The 18484-nt window shown below is 53.7% G+C and carries 21 protein-coding genes; 6 read left to right on the top strand and 15 right to left on the bottom strand.

Going from position 1 to position 18484, the window contains the following annotated elements:
* Window positions 1–315: 315 nt before the first annotated feature.
* On the top strand, window positions 316–813 hold the full coding sequence (locus GS3922_RS01360) for a phosphatidylglycerophosphatase A family protein (RefSeq protein ID WP_063164857.1): 498 nt from the start codon (window positions 316–318) through the stop codon (window positions 811–813).
* 118 nt (window positions 814–931) lie between these two features.
* On the opposite strand, the gene GS3922_RS01355 is transcribed toward GS3922_RS01360, so the two are convergent.
* Both GS3922_RS01355 and hepT read right to left on the bottom strand, forming a co-directional pair.
* Entirely contained in the window at window positions 932–1702 is a 771-nt protein-coding gene (locus tag GS3922_RS01355) for a TIGR01457 family HAD-type hydrolase (protein ID WP_063164856.1), read from the bottom strand.
* A 192-nt stretch (window positions 1703–1894) separates the two neighbouring features.
* Complete coding sequence (hepT, locus tag GS3922_RS01350) at window positions 1895–2332, bottom strand: type VII toxin-antitoxin system HepT family RNase toxin (protein ID WP_063164855.1); 438 nt, start codon at window positions 2330–2332, stop codon at window positions 1895–1897.
* Window positions 2333–2425: 93 nt separating this feature from the next.
* Between hepT and GS3922_RS01345 the strand changes: the two genes are divergently transcribed.
* Window positions 2426–2695, top strand: coding sequence for a DUF3055 domain-containing protein (locus tag GS3922_RS01345; RefSeq protein WP_063164854.1), 270 nt, complete (start codon window positions 2426–2428; stop codon window positions 2693–2695).
* Between the two features lie 57 nt (window positions 2696–2752).
* On the top strand, window positions 2753–3037 hold the full coding sequence (locus GS3922_RS01340) for a hypothetical protein (RefSeq protein ID WP_063164853.1): 285 nt from the start codon (window positions 2753–2755) through the stop codon (window positions 3035–3037).
* Between the two features lie 221 nt (window positions 3038–3258).
* On the opposite strand, the gene GS3922_RS01335 is transcribed toward GS3922_RS01340, so the two are convergent.
* Entirely contained in the window at window positions 3259–3534 is a 276-nt protein-coding gene (locus tag GS3922_RS01335) for a YutD family protein (RefSeq protein ID WP_033010389.1), read from the bottom strand.
* 112 nt (window positions 3535–3646) lie between these two features.
* Here GS3922_RS01335 and GS3922_RS01330 point away from each other — a divergent pair, with 112 nt between their 5' ends.
* Window positions 3647–4333 carry a YhcN/YlaJ family sporulation lipoprotein gene (locus tag GS3922_RS01330; protein ID WP_063164852.1) on the top strand — a complete coding sequence of 229 codons (687 nt, stop codon included), beginning with the start codon at window positions 3647–3649 and terminating at the stop codon, window positions 4331–4333.
* 66 nt (window positions 4334–4399) lie between these two features.
* On the opposite strand, the gene lipA is transcribed toward GS3922_RS01330, so the two are convergent.
* A complete protein-coding gene (lipA, locus tag GS3922_RS01325; protein ID WP_063164851.1) occupies window positions 4400–5296 on the bottom strand; it encodes a lipoyl synthase in 897 nt (298 codons plus the stop codon).
* A 196-nt stretch (window positions 5297–5492) separates the two neighbouring features.
* Between lipA and GS3922_RS01320 the strand changes: the two genes are divergently transcribed.
* Window positions 5493–6449, top strand: coding sequence for a M23 family metallopeptidase (locus GS3922_RS01320; protein ID WP_225995607.1), 957 nt, complete (start codon window positions 5493–5495; stop codon window positions 6447–6449).
* A gap of 122 nt (window positions 6450–6571) precedes the next feature.
* On the opposite strand, the gene GS3922_RS01315 is transcribed toward GS3922_RS01320, so the two are convergent.
* The 10 genes from GS3922_RS01315 to GS3922_RS01270 form a co-directional block, all read right to left on the bottom strand.
* A complete protein-coding gene (locus GS3922_RS01315; RefSeq protein ID WP_063164849.1) occupies window positions 6572–7279 on the bottom strand; it encodes an ABC transporter ATP-binding protein in 708 nt (235 codons plus the stop codon).
* Between the two features lies 1 nt (window position 7280).
* Window positions 7281–8060, bottom strand: a complete 780-nt coding sequence (locus GS3922_RS01310; RefSeq protein WP_063164848.1) for an ABC transporter ATP-binding protein — start codon at window positions 8058–8060, stop codon at window positions 7281–7283.
* Window positions 8035–9009 carry a branched-chain amino acid ABC transporter permease gene (locus GS3922_RS01305; protein ID WP_063164847.1) on the bottom strand — a complete coding sequence of 325 codons (975 nt, stop codon included), beginning with the start codon at window positions 9007–9009 and terminating at the stop codon, window positions 8035–8037. Before GS3922_RS01305 ends, GS3922_RS01310 begins: the two co-directional genes overlap by 26 nt.
* A 15-nt stretch (window positions 9010–9024) precedes the next feature.
* On the bottom strand, window positions 9025–9903 hold the full coding sequence (locus tag GS3922_RS01300; RefSeq protein ID WP_044742715.1) for a branched-chain amino acid ABC transporter permease: 879 nt from the start codon (window positions 9901–9903) through the stop codon (window positions 9025–9027).
* Between the two features lie 105 nt (window positions 9904–10008).
* Window positions 10009–11193: an ABC transporter substrate-binding protein gene (locus tag GS3922_RS01295; protein ID WP_063164846.1), complete on the bottom strand. Its 1185-nt coding sequence runs from the start codon at window positions 11191–11193 to the stop codon at window positions 10009–10011.
* A 372-nt stretch (window positions 11194–11565) separates the two neighbouring features.
* Window positions 11566–12312: a sporulation protein YunB gene (gene yunB, locus GS3922_RS01290; protein ID WP_063164845.1), complete on the bottom strand. Its 747-nt coding sequence runs from the start codon at window positions 12310–12312 to the stop codon at window positions 11566–11568.
* Window positions 12313–12365: 53 nt separating this feature from the next.
* Window positions 12366–12668: a YunC family protein gene (locus GS3922_RS01285; RefSeq protein WP_063164844.1), complete on the bottom strand. Its 303-nt coding sequence runs from the start codon at window positions 12666–12668 to the stop codon at window positions 12366–12368.
* 61 nt (window positions 12669–12729) lie between these two features.
* Window positions 12730–14112, bottom strand: a complete 1383-nt coding sequence (locus tag GS3922_RS01280; protein ID WP_063167275.1) for a bifunctional metallophosphatase/5'-nucleotidase — start codon at window positions 14110–14112, stop codon at window positions 12730–12732.
* A 20-nt stretch (window positions 14113–14132) separates the two neighbouring features.
* Window positions 14133–15035, bottom strand: a complete 903-nt coding sequence (locus GS3922_RS01275) for a sulfite exporter TauE/SafE family protein (RefSeq protein WP_063164843.1) — start codon at window positions 15033–15035, stop codon at window positions 14133–14135.
* 15 nt (window positions 15036–15050) lie between these two features.
* Window positions 15051–15899 carry a DUF72 domain-containing protein gene (locus tag GS3922_RS01270; protein ID WP_063167274.1) on the bottom strand — a complete coding sequence of 283 codons (849 nt, stop codon included), beginning with the start codon at window positions 15897–15899 and terminating at the stop codon, window positions 15051–15053.
* Window positions 15900–16094: 195 nt separating this feature from the next.
* Here GS3922_RS01270 and GS3922_RS01265 point away from each other — a divergent pair, with 195 nt between their 5' ends.
* Window positions 16095–16727 carry a LysE family translocator gene (locus tag GS3922_RS01265; RefSeq protein ID WP_063164842.1) on the top strand — a complete coding sequence of 211 codons (633 nt, stop codon included), beginning with the start codon at window positions 16095–16097 and terminating at the stop codon, window positions 16725–16727.
* A gap of 123 nt (window positions 16728–16850) precedes the next feature.
* On the opposite strand, the gene ltrA is transcribed toward GS3922_RS01265, so the two are convergent.
* Complete coding sequence (ltrA, locus tag GS3922_RS01260; RefSeq protein WP_020961418.1) at window positions 16851–18110, bottom strand: group II intron reverse transcriptase/maturase; 1260 nt, start codon at window positions 18108–18110, stop codon at window positions 16851–16853.
* Window positions 18111–18484 lie beyond the last annotated feature (374 nt).

Here is an 18484-nt window from a genome sequence, read left to right as displayed (position 1 = left end):
CGTCTCGGGACGAAACTTGACCTCCCGTTCGCTTTGCGCCTGAAAACTTTCGACATCCATGATGGCTTCGGGCTGAAACGTCATGCCCGCTCTCGTTCCCGCCATCGCCGCTGTTCACCTTTTGGCCACACGCCGGCCGGCCGAAGCCATCCGATGATGGCGCGACAAACCGCCAGTCCCCCTTTCTTTTTTGACGAAAGGGGCTATTGTTTATATATGCGGCCCGATGAGCATTTTTCTTTATATGACGGACTGTTTTATGACATGATACATATATATAAAAAACGACTTTTCAAAAGAAATAGGTGACCTTTTATGAGTGAATCCATGATGAACCATTTGGAACAAACCGCCCGGCGTTGGCTCGAGGAGCGGGGAGTGACGGTGGAAAAAATCGCTGAACTCGTCTATTATTTACAATCGAAATACCATGCGGATTTAACGATGGACGAATGCATCGAAAACGTCAACCGCGTCATTTCGAAACGCGAAGTGCAAAACGCGATTTTAACCGGCATTCAGCTCGATAAACTCGCCGAGGCCGGCCAGCTTGATGAGCCGCTGCAATCGATCATCCGCCGCGATGAAGGGCTGTATGGCGTCGATGAAATTTTAGCCCTGTCGATCGTCAACGTCTACGGGTCGATCGGCTTTACAAACTATGGATACATCGACAAACAAAAACCGGGCATCCTGCAATACTTAAACGACAAATCGACCGGCAAATGCAACACGTTTTTGGACGATATCGTCGGCGCCATTGCCGCGGCGGCATCAAGCCGCTTGGCGCACCGGGCCGCCAACGCAGAATAATGGATCACCACGCCCCGGCGCGCTAGGCCGATCGCCGATTGCCGGCTGTTTCGGCGCAGCCGGCGGCATCGTCTGCAAGCAAACGCCGCCTTGCCTTTTTTTGGCAAAGCGGCGTTGTTTACAGGCGCGCCATCCACTCTAACAGCGAATCGGCCGTATACGTCGGCTGCCGCTCGTAGCGGGCGAGCATCTCTTTCGTCGTGACGCCTGTATGGACTAAAAGCGTATCGATGCCGGCGTTCATGCCCGCTAAAATGTCGGTTTCGTAATAGTCGCCGATCATGAGCACGTCCGCTTTCGGAACGCCGAGCACTTTGAGCGCCTGCTCCATAATGATTTTTTCCGGCTTGCCGATAAACGTCGGCTTCACTTGCGTCGAAACGGCGACGACCGACGTAATGGCCCCGTTGCCGGGCAATAGCCCGCGCTCCGTCGGCAAAGCGATGTCCCCGTTTGTTGAAATGAACGTCGCGCCGTTGCGGACAGCAAGGCAAGCGACGGCGAGCTTCTCGTATGTAATTTGCCGGTCGATGCCGATGACGACGACATCCGCGTCCTCGCCGGCAAAACGAAACCCTTTGTCCGCCAAAGCCGTGCGGATTCCTTCTTCACCGATGACATAAACGGACGCGTCCGGCTTTCGTTCAAAAATGTAGTTCGCCGTCGCCTGGCTTGTCGTAAAGACGTGCTTCTCTTCCGCCGGCACGCCAAATGAGCGCAATTTTTCCGCCACTTGCGCCGGCGTGCGCGACGAGTTGTTGGTGACAAACAAATACGGAATCCCGCGGCGGTGCAGTTCATTGACAAACTCGCGCGCTTCGGAGATGCACTCCGTGCCGCGGTACATCGTCCCGTCTAAATCGATCAAATAGCCGCTATATCGTTTCAACGCATTCGCTCCCTTTCTTTTTCCGTATGCCAGTCGTTCGTTCTCCCGCTTTTTCCATGAGCGTCAACGGCTAAAAGGCGCATGGTCGACCATCATGGAAGCCGCTTCGTGGCCTCGTGTTGGCCAAAGGCGCATCCGGCGCTGGGATGCGCCCCCATCGTCAATGAGAGGGGGCGTTGAGGCTGCCACCCGTCAACTGCGAAACGCCGACACCGGTCCAAGTTCATTTTCAAGATAATCGCGCACCGCCTTCGGATACGTGTCAAGCGCCGGCAAATGTGCGTCCAGGCTGACGCGCAGTTTCGCATGGTCGACGCTTGTATAGTCATGAACGAGCATTTTCCGGTGGGCGATGAACGCTTTCAGCTGTTCGGCGTCCGCCGGCGTAATGACTTGCTCATCGGCTAAAATGTCAATAATATCGTCATAGCTGCCCGGGTCACGCATAATGAAGCCGTCAATCATCGCGTTGCCGACGTCCAAAACCGCTTCGATGACGACATGGGCGATCCGTTCAAGCGCCAATCGTTGAAGCGGCTCATCCCAGCTGTCCTTGCTTTTGTAATAAGCCAACATTTGTTCCATGCAACGAAGTCGTTCTTCCATTTTTTTTCGATCAACAAAATACACGGCTCATCCCTCCTTTTTCTTGCGCCCATCCCCTCCCCTTTTCGCCGTCTGTCTGCTATGATGGATAGTGACGAAACCATAGGAGGGCTCAATATGGGCGAACGGTTTTACTTGTACGATGACACCGTCCAAGCGGCGGTTCGCTTCGTCAGCTTTGTCGGCGAACGGCAGCGGTTCGATTTGGCGCTCATCGAAACGGATCGTTTTTACGGCAAATCCATCGTGCTTGACTTGCAAAGCAACCGCTTTGCCATTCTTGGCCGCGACGATTTAGAGGAGCCCGGCTACTTAGAGCACGCCTACCAGCTTGATGAACAAGACGCCGACGATTTGCGCGCCTTTTTGGATGAGTGTCTTTCATAACCTTCCTTCATTTTGGGCATCTTATGAAACACTCCGGCACCAAGGAAGGTGAGACGAATGGCGGAACGGGAAACGTATGCCGATTTTTCCGTCGTCGAGAAACAGCGCAATTTTTTAACGGCCGAAGAATTTCCGGAAGGGCCGTACGGATCGCCGCGCCGCGACGACGCCCCGGTCGAAAATAAAAGCACGCCTTGGAAAGAAGGACAGCGCCATTACAGCGCCTTCAACTATGAGTTTAAGTCGTTCCACCAAAACATTCCAAGGCGCGACCCGGCGTCCCACCCGCCGCATGATGATCCGCGCAAAAGCGAACAGTTTCCGTACAACGAAGTCGAATGACGAAGCAGCCGTCCGCCGCAAACGGGCGGCTGCCTTGTTTGCCTTCTCACGCGTGACCCTGCCATTCGCTCATGCCTTAGCCTCAGCCTGCATTCCGTTCGGAACAGCCTTTGTCGCACGGCACCGTTGCGCGTCCATCCGCCGATGCTTTGGCCTCCGCGCGCTGATGGTTCGAAGCGGCCTTCAGCGCGGCGTCACCGCGCCGCCATCCGACCGCACCGTTACCGCTTCACTTTGCGCAACACAAAATAGGCGCACCCAAAGTTGCAATATTCATACAAATACTCCGACAGCGTGCTAATTTTCGTATCGTATGTCGCCTTTTGGTTATGGTCATCGAAAAAGCCGCGCAGGCGAAGCTGATTGTATCCCCAGTCGCCGACAATGTAGTCATACTTCCCTAAAATATCCGCATAGCGGGCGCGAAACGCTTCCTCGTTAAAGGCGTTTTTGACGTTTTCAACCAGTTCGTAACAATGGTTGTTGATGCAGATCACCGCTCTCACCTCGCCTTTCCACTTTCATCATAAACGATGTATCACACCCAATCAATTACTGTTATCAAACGGAAGAGCGTGTGCCACCCTAAAAGTGAAGGGGGTGCTGACGATGAGACGACCATGGTTGGCCGTTATGTTCGGAACGGCCGTCGCCCTAGCCGGCTGCGCGCAGGCGGCCCAGGACGAAAACACCGACGTCTACAAGCGGAGCGGCAATACGATCAATGTTACCGACCGCAATGAGCTATATAACGAAAACGGGGTGCCAAACGGCGATGACACACCGCTAAACAACTTTGGCTACGTCCGTCACCAAAAGAGCCCAACCCTCGGCGATGCAAACGGCTATAATGACATGCCGTCATTCAACCGCGAGCAAGCGGCCGATTTAATCAGCAAGTTGTGCACCCAGCTGCCGAACGTCAATGACGTCGCTACGCTGGTCACAGACGAGGAAGTGCTTGTCGTCTATGATGCCGACACAAATAACCGGGAGCAAACAGCCGATCAAGTGAAAAAGACGGCGCTTTCGGTCGTTCCCCGTTACTACCATGTGTATGTGGCCGACAATCCGCAGCTGATGAGAGAGATTGAGCGCTTCGGCCGCCTCGACTCGAACAGCCGCGACGTTGACCGAATCATGGATGCGACCATCCAGCAAATGCTGAAATATCCGCAAGGGAAAAAGCTCAGCAGCGGGGAAAATGAAAACGGCGAAATGATCAATGAAACGAACGATGAGCTCGACCGCGACTTCCGCGACGGCACACCGCGGCCGACACCGGAGGGGCGCTAGGGCAAAGAAAACGGTCTGCCTTCTTAATGGAGAGGCACGACCGTTTTCCTGTTTGCCTGGCCGATGTTACGCTTTCAACTGCCGCGCTTTCGCCGCCTCGTTCACTTGCTCATCGGCATGATATGACGAACGGACGAGCGGACCGGCCTCGCAATGGCTGAATCCTTTGCTCAGCGCGATCTCTTTCAGCTCTTGAAATTCGTCCGGATGGTAATATTTCACGACTTTCAAATGTTTTTTCGTCGGCTGCAAATATTGGCCGATCGTCAAAATATCAACGTAGTTGGCACGCAAATCGTCCATCGCCTCGATAATTTCCTCTTTCGTTTCTCCAAGACCGACCATGATGCTTGATTTCGTCGGAATATCCGGCTGCAGTTCTTTCGCGCGCCGCAAAAATTCAAGCGAACGTTCGTACGTCGCGCGGGTGCGCACCCGCGGCGTCAGGCGGCGCACCGTTTCAATGTTATGGTTTAAAATATCGGGGCGGGCGTCCATCAGCGTTTTTAAGTTTTCATACACGCCGCCCATATCCGATGGCAGCACTTCAATCGTCGTAAACGGATTTTTCCGGCGGATGGCACGCACCGTTTCCGCAAACACCGCCGCCCCGCCGTCTTTGAGGTCATCGCGGGCGACGGCCGTAACGACGACGTGTTTTAAATTCATGATGCGCACCGACTCGGCGACGCGTTCCGGCTCTTGCCAGTCAAGCTCGGTCGGGAGCCCGGTTTTGACGGCGCAAAAGCGGCAGGCGCGCGTGCAGACGCTGCCCAAAATCATAAACGTCGCCGTCCGCCTTACCGCCCAGCACTCATGAATGTTCGGGCACTTCGCCTCTTCGCACACAGTATGTAAACGGTTTTCCCGCATCAGCTTCTTCAATCCGATATAATGTTCATTCGTGTTCAGTTTAATCTTCAGCCAGTCCGGCTTGCGGACATGTTCTTCGTTTGTTGCCATCGTTCTCACTCCACTTGTCGAGGATTGTTCCATTTTCATTATAAATGAAAAACGCGAAAAAACACAAAAAAATAAGCCGCTTTCCTCTTTTTAACATTTATGAATCGCCTGTTTCTCCCCAAACTAAACATATGAAATGGGCGAAAAGGGGGGATTCCACGTGCACCGATGGTTTGTCGCCCTATGGGTGGCGACGGTGTTGTTCATAGCGGCCAGCGCGGCTTCCGCGGCGGAAAACGACGACGCAGTATACGAACAGCGCATGGAGCTGTATAAAAAAGCGGAGGCGGTTTCGCTCATTCCATGGTATTACTTTGCCGCCATCGACCAGTATGAACGGAACATCCGGCAAGCGCGCCGCGACTTGCCAAAACCAACCGGCGTTCTCGGCATTTATATGAAACCGGACGTATGGGCCGGACCGCTGAACAAAAATCCGCACGATACGAACCCGTTTACGATTTCCCAGTTTGGCGGGCTCGGTGTGGACGGAGACGGGGACGGCAAGGCGCGGTCGGATGACGACGACGACGTCATCATGGCCATGGCGCGCTATTTGCAGACATACGGCATCGATCATCGCCATATTAAAATCGCGTTTTGGAACTATTACCAGCGCTCCAAAACGGTGGATTTGATTTTAGGAAAAGTGAAGATTTACAAAAAATACAAGACATTGAAACTGGATGACCATGTCTTTCCGCTCCCGTTGCGGGCGAATTACAGCTACCGCGACACGTGGGGCGATGCGCGCGGCTGGGGCGGGCGCCGCATTCATGAAGGAACCGACATTTTCGCCGGCTACGGCGTGCCGGTCCGCTCGACGTGCTATGGCATTGTCGAACTGAAAGGATGGAATAAATACGGCGGCTGGCGCGTCGGCATCCGCGACATCAACAACACGTACCATTATTTTGCCCATTTGAACGGCTTTGCCGCCGGGCTTCGCGAAGGGCAAATCGTCGAGCCGGGCACGATCATCGGCTCGGTCGGCAGCTCCGGCTACGGGCCGCCGGGCACCGCTGGAAAGTTCCCGCCCCACCTCCATTACGGCATGTACAAAGACAACGGCTATACGGAGTGGGCGTTTGACCCGTATCCGCACTTGAAAGCGTGGGAGCGGGCCGAGCGGCAGCGGCAAAAGCGCCGCTGACGGCATCCGCCGTGCCAAAAGGCTGCGTGGAAAGACCGCTTTCTATTGCGGCAAACGATATGAAGAAAAAAGGGTGTCTCGCCGCATGAGAGACACCCTCCTCGTCTGACCGCCATTAGCGGTCAATGTCCGCCTAAATAGGCTTGTTTCACTTGCTCGCTCGCCTGCAGCTCGCTCGCCGCCCCCGACAGGACGACGCGCCCCGATTCGATGACATAGGCGCGATCCGCGATCGAGAGCGCCATATGGGCGTTTTGCTCGACAAGCAAAATCGTCGTTCCCGATTCATTAATTTCTTCGATAATGCGGAAAATCGTTTTCACGAGCAGCGGGGCGAGCCCCATCGACGGCTCGTCCAAAAGCAAAAGCTTCGGGCGCGCCATGAGCGCGCGGCCGATCGCCAGCATTTGCTGCTCGCCGCCCGAAAGCGTGCCGGCCAGCTGCTTGCGCCGCTCCTCGAGGCGCGGGAACAGCTGAAAGACTTTGGCAAAGTCTTGTTGAATGCCGTCTTTGTCTTTGCGCAAAAACGCGCCAAGCTCCAAGTTTTCCTCGACCGTCATATTGGCAAACACGCGCCGCCCTTCCGGCACGTGGGAAATGCCGTGCTTGACGATCGTTTGCGCCGCCTTGCCGGCGATCGAAGCCCCTTCGTAGACGATGTCGCCGCTTTTCGGCTTCAACAAGCCGGAGATCGTTTTTAGCAGCGTCGTTTTGCCGGCGCCGTTTGCGCCGATCAGCGTGACGATCTCGCCTTTGTTCACCTCAAGCGATACGCCTTTTAAGGCATGAATGTTGCCGTAAAACACATCGATTGCCTCCACTTTCAACACGTCACGACACCTCCTCGCCAAGGTAAGCCTCGATCACTTTCGGGTTGCTGCGCACTTGTTCCGGCGTGCCGTGGGCGATCAATTGGCCGTGGTCCAACACGTAAATGCGCTCGCATATGCCCATCACAAGCGACATATCGTGTTCGATCAACAAAATCGTCAACGCAAACCGTTCGCGGATAAACGCGATCAAGTTCATCAATTCTTTCGTTTCTTGCGGGTTCATGCCGGCGGCCGGCTCGTCAAGCAAAAGCACTTTTGGCTGCGCCGCCAGCGCCCGGGCGATCTCAAGCCGGCGCTGCTGGCCGTACGGCAAGTTTTTCGCTTTCTCGTGCATGATGCCGTCAAGCTGGAAAATTTTTAAAAACTCGATCGCCTTTTCTTCCATTTCCTTTTCCCCGCGGAAATGGGACGGGAGGCGGAGAATGGAGCTCGCGATCGAATGGCGGGCGTGCGCATGGTAGGCGACTTTCACGTTGTCGAGCACCGACAGCTCGCCAAACAGGCGAATGTTTTGAAACGTCCGGCTGATCCCTTTGCGCGTAATTTTATACGGCGGCAGTCCGTTCAACGTCTCGCCGTCAAGCATAATCCGCCCGTCAGTCGGCACATACACGCCCGTCAACAAGTTAAACAGCGTCGTTTTCCCCGCGCCGTTCGGGCCGATGAGCCCGACAAGCTCCCCTTGATATAGCTCCATCGTCACACCGGAGAGCGCCTTGAGCCCGCCAAACTGGATGCCGACCCCTTCCGCTTTAAGCAACGGTGTTCTTGCCGCCATGATTCATTCCTCCCTGCGCTGCCTTCCGCCATTTGAAGAGCGAAGATAGTTCTTTCGTCCCCATCAACCCGGTTGGACGGTACAGCATCACCAAAATCAAGACGATGCTGTAAATGATCATCCGCGTTTCCGGATAGTTTTGCAAGAACGTCGAAACGATCGTCAGCAACACCGCGGCCACCACCGCGCCGGATAGGCTGCCGAGCCCACCGAGGACGACGAAAATCAAAATGTCGAACGATTTCAGGAAGCCAAAGTTCGATGGCTGAATAATGTAAAAGTGATGGGCGTACAAAGCCCCGGCAATGCCGGCGAAAAACGAACCGATCGCAAACGCTGCGACTTTGTAATACGTCGTGTTGATCCCCATCGCATCGGCAGCGATTTCATCCTCACGGATTGAGATGCACGCCCGCCCATGCGTCGAATTCGTGAAGTTGGCGATGACCATGATCGTGATCAACAAGCACGCGAACACCCACGGCCATGTCGTCATATGGGTCACTGTCATGCCGCTCGCTCCGCCCACATAGTCGATGTTCAACAAAACGATGCGGACAATTTCGCCAAACCCGAGCGTCGCGATGGCCAAATAATCGCCTTTTAAGCGCAAGCTTGGCACACCGATGATAAGACCAGCGAGCATCGCCGCCACCCCGGCTGCCACTACCCCGACGGCAAACGGCAGCTGCAGCTTCATCGTCATAATCGCGGAGGCGTAAGCACCGACAGCGAAAAAGCCGGCATGACCAATCGAAAATTGTCCAGTAATTCCGATAATTAAATGGAGACTGGCCGCCAAAATCACGTTAATCGCCATAAAAAAGAGGGTGTTCACATAAAAGATGTTTAACGTTCCGCTTGTAATCAGCCACTGGACAACGGCGAAAAAGGCGAACGCCAATATGATGGAAACCCAAAACCCACGTGTCCGCTTCCAAGTTGCCATGTTCCATACCATCCTTTACACTTTTTCTCGTACATTTTTCCCAAACAATCCGGCCGGCCGGAAAATGAGGATGAGAATTAAAATGATGAACGCCACCCCGTCACGCCAAAGCGAATAGCCAAGCCCGCTGACGAGCGATTCGATAACGCCAAGCAAAAGCCCTCCTACCATCGCGCCCGGAATGATGCCGATCCCTCCCAACACGGCGGCGACAAACGCCTTCAAGCCTGGGAGAATGCCCATCAGCGGGTCGATCTTCGTATAATAAATGCCAAAAATGACGCCGGCTGCCCCGGCGAGCGCCGAGCCGATGGCAAACGTGGCCGAAATCGTATTGTCGACGTTAATCCCCATCAATCGAGCCGCTTCCGCATCATGCGAGACGGCGCGCATCGCTTTCCCGATTTTCGTTCGGTGAACGATGAATTGAAGAAGGATCATTAAGACGAGGGACGTGCCGAGGATGAATAGCGACTGGCTGCTAATGACGACGCCAAACAGCTCCAAATTCTGCTTTGGAAGCAGCGTACCCGGATACGCTTCCGGCTGTGCCCCGCGCAAATAAATCATCACGTACTCGATCAAAAGCGAGACACCGATGGCCGTAATGAGCACAGCAATGCGCGTCGCGTTGCGCAGCGGCTTGTACGCAATCCGCTCAATGACTACCCCGAGCACGGCGCAGGCGGCCATCGCCAACAACAGCGCTGGGAAAAAACCGACGCCGAGCATCGTCACAGCGTAAAAACCGACGAATGAACCAATCATAAAGACGTCGCCATGGGCGAAGTTAATGAGCCGGACGATGCCATACACCATCGTATAGCCAAGCGCGATGAGCGCATAAATGCTGCCTAGCGAAATGCCGTTGACCAGCTGTTGAATGAGTTCCATGATTGCACGCTCCTTAACGAAAACTCGTCGTTGGCCAAAAGAAATGCCGGATGGGAGGGCGCCCCTTAGGGGCCTCCCCTGTCCACGCATCCATCCAGCCTTTTATTACGGATTCACTTTTGTTTTAAATTGCTGCTGCCCGTCTTTGTATTCCAAAATAATGGCCGATTTGACAGGATTGTGGTTTTGATCGACCGTAAATGTTCCCGTGACAAGCTGCAAATCTTTCGTTTGCGCCAGCGCGTCTTTAATTTTCACCGGATCGGCGCTGCCAGCCCGTTTGATGGCATCCGCCAAGAAGTATACCGTATCGTAGCCAAGGGCGTTAAAGGCGTCCGGCGCTTTATTGTATTTCGCTTGGAACGCTTTGACAAATTCTTGAATTTTCGGGTCCGGGTCGCCCGACGAATAATGGTTCGTAATGTACGTATTGTTCAACGCGTCTTTGCCGGCAAGCTCAATCAGTTTTGGCGAATCCCAGCCGTCGCCGCCCATGATCGGGACGTTCAACCCAAGCTCGCGCGCTTGTTTGACGATCAAACCGACTTCTTCATAGTAGCCCGGCAAGAATAAAAATTCCGGATTGGCCGATTTAATGCTCGTCAGCGTGGCGCGGAAGTCGGTGTCTTTCGCCACATACGCTTCTTCGGCAACAATTTGGCCGCCGCCGGCTGTAAATGTTTCTTTAAATGACGCCGCCAGCCCTTTCGAGTAATCGCTCGCGCTGTCGATCAAAATCGCCGCACTTTTCACTTTCAAGTCATCCAATGCGAATTTTGCCGCCACCGTTCCTTGGAACGGGTCGATAAAGCACGTCCGGAAGACGAACTCGTTCACTTTGCCATCTTTGACGGTCACCGTTTCGCTCGTCCCAGACGGTGTAATAATCGGAACTTTATTGTCATTGGCAATTTGCACTTGAGCGAGCGTGTTCGTGCTCGTCGCCGACCCGATAATGGCAGCGACTTTATCTTGACTGATCAGCTTGATGGCGCCGTTTGTCGCTTCGGCCGCTTCCGATTTGTTGTCTACTTTGACAAGCTCCAACTTTTTGCCGTTGATTCCTTCTTTGTTGATTTCCTCAAACGCCAGCTCTACTCCTTCGGCGATCGACTGTCCATACGAAGCGACCCCGCCGGAGAGCTCAAGGTTGGCGCCGATTTTAATGACATCGCCGCCCCCTCCACCGCCGCCCGAGGAGCCGCCTTGTTGGTTGCCGCCGCAGCCGGCCATAAGGCCCGCTGTCAGCATGAGCGAGAAAAAGACACCTGCTACTTTTTTCTTTTTCACTCGTTTTCCCCCCATTGTTCATAATGTTCTGTCATCGGAGTGCGCAGTTTAACGGTATCGGCGAAAAACCCTCTGCATGCGCACTTGTGGTCGTGAAGGAGCAGCCGGATTGGAAACCGACCCTTCTTTCTCCCCATTCCTTTTGTCCTCTGCTCCCACATCCCCTCTAGCAATTACATAAATAATAAAACTATTTTCAATTTAATATAATATTACAAAATTCCATCCTGTTCGTCTAGCGGTTTTCTTTTTGAAAATGAAAAAGCTGTTCCGCTCTGAACAAATGCTGGCGAAACAGCTGAATAACCATTGATAAAGGGAACGCTTTCTTTGTATAATGTTTCCATGCTTCTACCAAAACCATTTCCCTCTCTAGCGTGTTGGCAGCTGAAGTGAAGGGCCAACAGGACCGCTTCCTTTGTTATAAAATTGCGGCACTTCTCCTGGAATGAAGCGCATAACAAGCGGAATGTCGCTTGTCACAGTGGAAATTTTTGAAGCAAACGGGATGATCACTTGAATATCGACAGCAACATGAATATCCACTTCAATAAAAAAATTGTTGATGTCATACGCATGAATTTGTTTCGTCACTTCGGAATCGACGTTGCCGACGATTTGAAACTGGACCGGAATGCGCGGGCCGAGGTTGGCTAACAGTGCGTTGTTCGTCACTTGCCCGAGCGGGATGTAGTAAATGATGCCGCGGCTGTTCCCTTGACCGGATTCGACTTCAGGGAGCACCATGCGTTCAATCCGCCCCTCTGTCGCCGCCTTCAAGCTTTCCATCACATGATCGTCTGTTTCTTCTAAAATGCGGTTGATGATTTCTGTGTTGAAATCGACAGACACGACTTTGCCGTTCTGATCTTGTTGAAGGGTGACAATTTTCTGGAATTCAGGATTTTCTTTGCTGAACTGTTGTTCCAACGCATTGTTGATCACTAAATTGGCGATCCGCTTCGTTTCCGTTTCAGCTATTTCCAGCAGCACGGGCTTCATGCCTTTATTCACAATCCAAAGGCTTGCCGCCGTTGAAAACATAAAAAAAACGAACGTCAATAAAAACACGTAGCGGAACGGGAGCGGGCCTCTTCGCAGCAACCGGGGGCGCACCAAAATACAAATCCCTCCTTTACAAGCTATATGTATGCTTGCAAGGAGGGATTTTTTCACCGCATTTTCAACAGCGCGTCTTTCCCTTTCATTCCCGGTTCAATGCCAAGCTCTCGGGCGGCGATTGTCACCGACTCGAGCGGTGCTTCAAGCAGCTGTTCGATCGTGCGCACCCCGACCGCCCGGCCGGCGATGATGCCGCGGTCGCGCAGCTTTTCGTTCAATAAGGCGACATCGAGCGCCCCGCACATAATATATCCTTTGTCGCTCGCCACCGCCAGCAAATTCGTCTTTGGCAGCTTCACAGATACGGCAATCAACGGATACCCGTCAATGATGATCGGCGTCACTTCCACCATCGCCGCAGTCACTCTCCTTTCCATACTCCAATGTATGAAGCATGGAAAAAGAAGTGCCTGCCTATTGGGCCAATTTCCAGGCGAGAAGATCGCGCAAAAACTCCGGCATATAGTACGTTTTCTCCGCCGCCCGCTGAATTTGCGGGTAAAAATGACCAATGGCAAACATGTCGGTCGTCGCCACGTCATAGGTGCGCTCCGGCTCGAGCGGCTCGCCGTTGATTCGAATGGCGCGGATATGCCAGGCGCCGTCTTCTTCCAGCTCCGTTTCGATCTCGACGCCGTCGTACACCATTTCCCCCATCACTTCGCCGCGGAAGCCGAACCCTTTAAACCGCAAATGCTTCATCCGTTCCGTATTGGCCTCAAGGATAATCTCTTTGAGCTCCGCGCCGCGCAGCTTCACCTTGCACGGGTTGAGCGGATGCGGGCAAATGCGATGCACATCTTTTTTCGTCACCGGTCCTTTTGACAGCGGTTCAAGCAACACGCCGGCGTTGACCATGCCGATGTCGGCCTGGCACCATTCGCGCAGCGCAGACGCAAGCAAACGGGCAAGCGGCGACGGAGCGAACCAGTCAAGCGGCAAGTCATCATGGAGCACAGCGACTTGTTCCGCTTCAAGCCGCGCCAAACTTTTCTGTTCAAGGGAGCGAAGGCGGCACGCCACTTCTTCGGAAAACGGCATCACACCAGCATCCACCACCTTCGCAGACGCCCGCCCAAGACGTCGCCCTTCCACTTCCAGCTTAACGACGCCGACATATTGTCCGTATTTCCCAGCCGCGCAAAGAAGCGCACCGTTTACTTCCTTGCCTTCTGGAAACACATGGTGGGTATGAGCGCCCAACACAATATCCACGCCCGGAATCGTCGCAGCGATTTTTTCATCTTCATTCACCCCAAGATGGGATAAGACGACGACGCAATCAGCTTTTCGTTTCACTTCCTCCACCGCTGCGGCCAACAAATCAAACGGTGGGGCAATTTTCCAGCCAAGCAACTCGTAAAAATGGGAAAAGGGGGCGGTGGCACCGACTACGCCGATGCGGAACGTCTCTGTCGCCGGGATAACGACATACGGAAGCGCCCAATGCGGCCGCTCGCCGTTGCGGCGGAACAAATTGGCGACCACAACCGGAAACCGAGCCCGCTCGTACAGCGTATCAAGCTCGTCGTAATCAAGCGTGATTCCTTCATTGTTGCCGATCGTCACCGCATCATAGCCGAGATCATTCAACAAATCCACATTCGCTTTTCCGCGCGTCGCCTCGGTAATCGGGTGCACGCGATCGAGAAAATCGCCGACGTCAAACAACAGCATCGCCTCGTTGCGGGCGCGATGTTCCCGTCTCCGTTCCGACAAAAAGCGGGCGATTTGCGGCCAATGTTCAAAATGGCTATGCACGTCGTTCGTATGATAAATGTAGATAGTTTGCTTCAAAACGCGCGCCCCTCCTTCCATTACGCCAAACTTTCCCATACAAGCCGGGCCCCGAGCAGCACAAGCACTAGCCGCAGCACGACGACAAGCGTCCGGCTCGGCATCCGCTTATTGATCCACGCCCCTGTTTTCGCGCCGATCCACACCCCGGGAATGAGGGCAAGGGCAAACGGCCATTGCACGTTTCCCATCGCGACATGGGTGAGCGAACCGATGAGGGAGGACAGGAAAATCATCAACATCGACGTCGCCACCGCCACATGGGGCGGAAAGCGAAACAGCACGATCATCGCCGGCACCATGAGCGAGCCGCCGCCAATGCCAAACAGCCCGCCGAAAAAGCCGACGACAAACGCGATGGCGACCGCCGCAACCGGATGATAGCCGTACACGGCCATTTCCCCGTTCCGTCCGGTGTACGTGCGCACTACTTTTCGCCTCCACCACGGCGGATGGGCCGTTTCCTTTCGTTCTGGGGCGAAGGCATCCGGCTCCAGCCCGTTTTCCTTTGCCGCCGCGCCCTCTTCCGATGCCCGCGGCTTCGTTTTCTTTTGGCTCAACGACAAAAAGAGCGACATGGCGATTAAAAACAGCCCAAAATACAATGAAAAATGGGCGACGCTGAGCGTATTGTTCACCCACGCGCCGAGAACCGTCCCGGGAATACTGCCGAGGCAAAACAGCAGCCCGCTTCGGTAATCAACCATTTTATCTTTCATATATGACAATGTCGATGACAAACCATTAAAAATAATAACAACAAGCGACGTGCCAACCGCCACTTGCGGCGTCACCGCCGCGAGCCAGCCAAGGGCGCCGAAAAATAACAGCGCCGGCACGATGATCACCCCGCCGCCGAGGCCGGCCAAGCTCCCGAGCGTTCCGGCGACAAACCCGATGAACAGAAGCAACGCATAAGCCATCTTGCCTCCCCCTCTTCAAAACAACCCGAGCTGGCGCGGCGCAAGCCCTTTGTACTCAATGCCAAGCAAATCGATCAACTGCTTGGCGTTGTCGGCGGCATCCCCGCCGGAATTGTTGTTAAACAACACATAAATATGTGCCGTCTTTCCCATTAATGCCTTGATATGATTCGCCCATTCGCTTAGCTCGCGCTCATTGTAGCGGTACAAATAGCGGACCGCCCGCCAGTTCTCTCCGGCCGTCGCCTTGTTCCAGCCGTGCACATTGCGCCCGTGCAGGCGGATGAGCGTCTTTTCCTGATCAGTCGGATGCAACACGGTCGGCACCGACCCTTCCCCCGCTTGCGGCTCATCGCAGATGCTGTGAATCCATCCTTCCTCTTCCATAAAACGGAGCGTTTTATCGTAAAACCGGGGCGAAAACCACGACTGATGACGAAACTCCAAGGCGACAGGCACCGCTCCCATCCGCGCCTTGACCGAGCGCAAGTAGGCGACATGCTCGCGCCGGCAGTCAAACCACGGCGGAAACTGAAACAGCACCATCGCCAGCTTGCCCGCCTCTTGAAACGGCGCCACAGACTCCAAAAACGCCGCAAACATCTCTTCCTTGTTCTCATATGGAATCGGGCCGCGCTCATGCCCGGTCATCCCTTGGTAGGCCTTCACGATAAACTGAAACGACGGCGGCGTTTCGCGAATCCATTTTTCCACGTTCGTCCGCGGTTGAATGGCGTAAAAATACGAATCGACCTCGACCGTTGGAAAATGGGCCGCGTATTCCAGCAACTTGTCTTTCGCCGCAAGACCTGGCGGATAGAGGTTGTCATGATCCCCCCAACCAGTCAGTCCGATGTAAATCATCACGATCACCAATTCGTTCGATTTCCAGCTATCTTCACTATACCATAAGCGCGGGCGGCGCGAAATAAAAATGACCGCCGCACCATCAAGGGCAATGTCAGTTCATAGATTCATAACGTCCATAATTTACAATCGAGGAACGATTGCGATACAATGATACCCATCGAAACATTCTGACAATGGGAGGGCTGTCCAATGATCCATCTGTACCCGTTTCTTCTCTTATCGATATTTTTGATTGTGCTGCCCGGCCCCGACACAGCGGTGGTGACCAAAAACACCATTTCCGCAGGGAAGATCGGCGGCTTGAAAACCGCACTAGGGGTTTGCTGCGCCTTGTTTCTCCACACCGCCGCGGCGTCGCTCGGGCTTTCCGCCGTCATTATGCAATCGGCCTTGCTGTTTTCGATCCTGAAGTATGTGGGTGCTGTGTACTTAACGTATTTAGGCGTTAAGGCATTATATGGGGTCATGAAAAAAGGCGAAGCCCCCAGTGTGGAAACGGACATCAGAGGAGGAGGAGAACATACCGCCTGCTTCAAGCAAGGGTTTCTGACCGATTTCTTAAATCCGAAAGTGGCGGCCTTTTTCTTAACCTTTTTGCCGCAATTCGTAGCACCGGGCTCGCACTCCTTTGTTCCGTTTCTCCTGATGGGGGCGGCTTATACGGCGATGACCGCGATATGGTTTTTGTTTTACATTTCCTTCATCCATTATATCAGCGATTTCATGAAGCGGCCGAAAACGAAGAAATGGATCGAAGGCATCACGGGCGCGGTGATGATCGGGTTCGGCATCAAATTGGCGCTTGAAAAAGTCCAGAGCTAAACAGGAAGACCGGGCGCGGCTGAACAGAGCCGCCTGGCATGGAAAAGGAATCGAGTAGGAGAGGGTGACTAACCCTCGTCCTCTCACACCACCGTACGTACCGTTCGGTATACGGCGGTTCCATTAAGTCTGACGCAGAGATTCATATCGTTGATAAAGACTCTTCAGCCCTTGGCTCTCCCAATAGGAGTTGCCAAGGGCTTTATGCAAGATGGGACTAGCGGCCACTCTCCAATATTTCTTCCGAGTGTTTCCCCATTCATATGCTTTCCGCTTGGGCACTCCTAAACTTTGCAGTTTTCGGACTCTGGTTCTCGGAAGTTTCCACTCTTTCCATTGGCACATGCGCAGCCTTCGTCGAATCCATCCATCTAGTTCTTTGAACACACTTGGAGTCTCTGCTAACGAGAAGTATCCACACCATCCCAGAATGTACTGGTTGAGCTGTTCGATTCGCTCGGGCATGGGAATCGGTTTCGATCGACTCGTCATGGTGCGTATCCTTTGCTTCATGCGCCGAATACTTTCCTTTGCGATCCGGATTTTTGGCTCCTTATTTGGGGTGAAGCTAAAACCGAGGAATTTTCTCCTCCACGGTCGATCCACTGCCGATTTGGTTTCATTGACTTTCAGCCGGAGTTTCTTTTCAATGAATGCCGTGATCGATTTCATCACCCGTTCCCCGGCCTTCTTCGTCCTTACGTAGATATTGCAGTCATCCGCATACCGTACAAATTTGTGCCCTCGTTTTTCCAATTCTTTGTCCAGCTCATCCAAGAGAATGTTGGACAAAAGTGGACTGAGCGGCCCTCCTTGTGGAGTCCCCTCTTGTGTTTCCATGACCACCCCGTTGATCATGACCCCTGCCTGTAGATACTTCCGTATCAACTTTAGGAGGATTTTGTCTGGAATTCGTTTCGCTAATATCCCCATCAGTTTGTCATGGTTGACTCGATCAAAGAACTTTTCCAAGTCGATATCTACCACCCATGTATATCCTTCCTGAATATACTGCTTCGCCTTTTTCACCGCGTCGTGTCCTCTTCGACCGGGACGAAACCCGTAGCTGTGTTCCGAAAAGGATGGGTCAAAGATCGGCGTGAGCACTTGGGCGATGGCCTGTTGGATGAACCGGTCTGTCACGGTCGGGATTCCTAGTAACCTGACTCCTCCGTTCGGTTTCGGGATTTCGACCCGTCGGACCGGGCAAGGTTCGTAGGTCCCTTCTTCCAAAGCGCGCCGTATCACGTCCCAATGTTCCACGAGGTGTCTTCGCAGGTCTTTGACGGACATTCCATCGGTTCCATGGGACCCTTTATTCTTTTCCACTTGTTTGAGTGCTCGCAGGAGATTCTCCCGTGACAGTACCTGTTTCATCCACATTCCGATTCTTCCTCTCTACGTGAACGATCCGTTCTATTTGTGCCATCTTCTTCTCCACCCTCTTGAGGTCCCCCATGGACTTCACCATTTCCTCCCTCAAGCAGGCCCTTTCGGGTTGTCTGCTTCATCAAAGAAGATGAACGCCTAGTGGCCGTTCTCCTTCATGGTTCGGTCCTTCCCCTTCTATCTTAAGCTAGACGGGTACTATGACCTCTGCTGACTTCTGTCCGTTCAGCGTTGGATCGCTCCAACGGTTGCCAAGCGCACTTGGCTTCCCGGACAGACCTCCCCGGGTAAGAGTGCAGTCTTTCCTTCCATCTATCTGCTTCATTTACTCGGTATCACCTTCGGCAGAAAGGGCTTCGTTTTGTCGT

Source organism: Geobacillus subterraneus (assembly GCF_001618685.1).
GTDB classification, from domain to species: domain Bacteria; phylum Bacillota; class Bacilli; order Bacillales; family Anoxybacillaceae; genus Geobacillus; species Geobacillus subterraneus.
Note: the sequence above shows the minus strand (reverse complement) of the source record. Positions and strands in the feature narration are given on the sequence as shown.

What these genes read in the sequence shown, in the direction of transcription:
- GS3922_RS01360 (WP_063164857.1), top strand. Translation starts at nt 316, where the DNA reads ATGAGTGAATCCATGATGAACCATTTGGAACAAACCGCCCGGCGTTGG.
- GS3922_RS01345 (WP_063164854.1), top strand. Translation starts at nt 2,426, where the DNA reads ATGGGCGAACGGTTTTACTTGTACGATGACACCGTCCAAGCGGCGGTT.
- GS3922_RS01340 (WP_063164853.1), top strand. Translation starts at nt 2,753, where the DNA reads ATGGCGGAACGGGAAACGTATGCCGATTTTTCCGTCGTCGAGAAACAG.
- GS3922_RS01330 (WP_063164852.1), top strand. Translation starts at nt 3,647, where the DNA reads ATGAGACGACCATGGTTGGCCGTTATGTTCGGAACGGCCGTCGCCCTA.
- lipA (WP_063164851.1), bottom strand. Translation starts at nt 5,296, where the DNA reads ATGGCAACAAACGAAGAACATGTCCGCAAGCCGGACTGGCTGAAGATT.
- GS3922_RS01310 (WP_063164848.1), bottom strand. Translation starts at nt 8,060, where the DNA reads ATGGCGGCAAGAACACCGTTGCTTAAAGCGGAAGGGGTCGGCATCCAG.
- GS3922_RS01305 (WP_063164847.1), bottom strand. Translation starts at nt 9,009, where the DNA reads ATGGCAACTTGGAAGCGGACACGTGGGTTTTGGGTTTCCATCATATTG.
- GS3922_RS01300 (WP_044742715.1), bottom strand. Translation starts at nt 9,903, where the DNA reads ATGGAACTCATTCAACAGCTGGTCAACGGCATTTCGCTAGGCAGCATT.
- GS3922_RS01285 (WP_063164844.1), bottom strand. Translation starts at nt 12,668, where the DNA reads ATGGTGGAAGTGACGCCGATCATCATTGACGGGTATCCGTTGATTGCC.
- GS3922_RS01275 (WP_063164843.1), bottom strand. Translation starts at nt 15,035, where the DNA reads ATGGCTTATGCGTTGCTTCTGTTCATCGGGTTTGTCGCCGGAACGCTC.
- GS3922_RS01270 (WP_063167274.1), bottom strand. Translation starts at nt 15,899, where the DNA reads ATGATTTACATCGGACTGACTGGTTGGGGGGATCATGACAACCTCTAT.
- GS3922_RS01265 (WP_063164842.1), top strand. Translation starts at nt 16,095, where the DNA reads ATGATCCATCTGTACCCGTTTCTTCTCTTATCGATATTTTTGATTGTG.
- ltrA (WP_020961418.1), bottom strand. Translation starts at nt 18,110, where the DNA reads ATGTGGATGAAACAGGTACTGTCACGGGAGAATCTCCTGCGAGCACTC.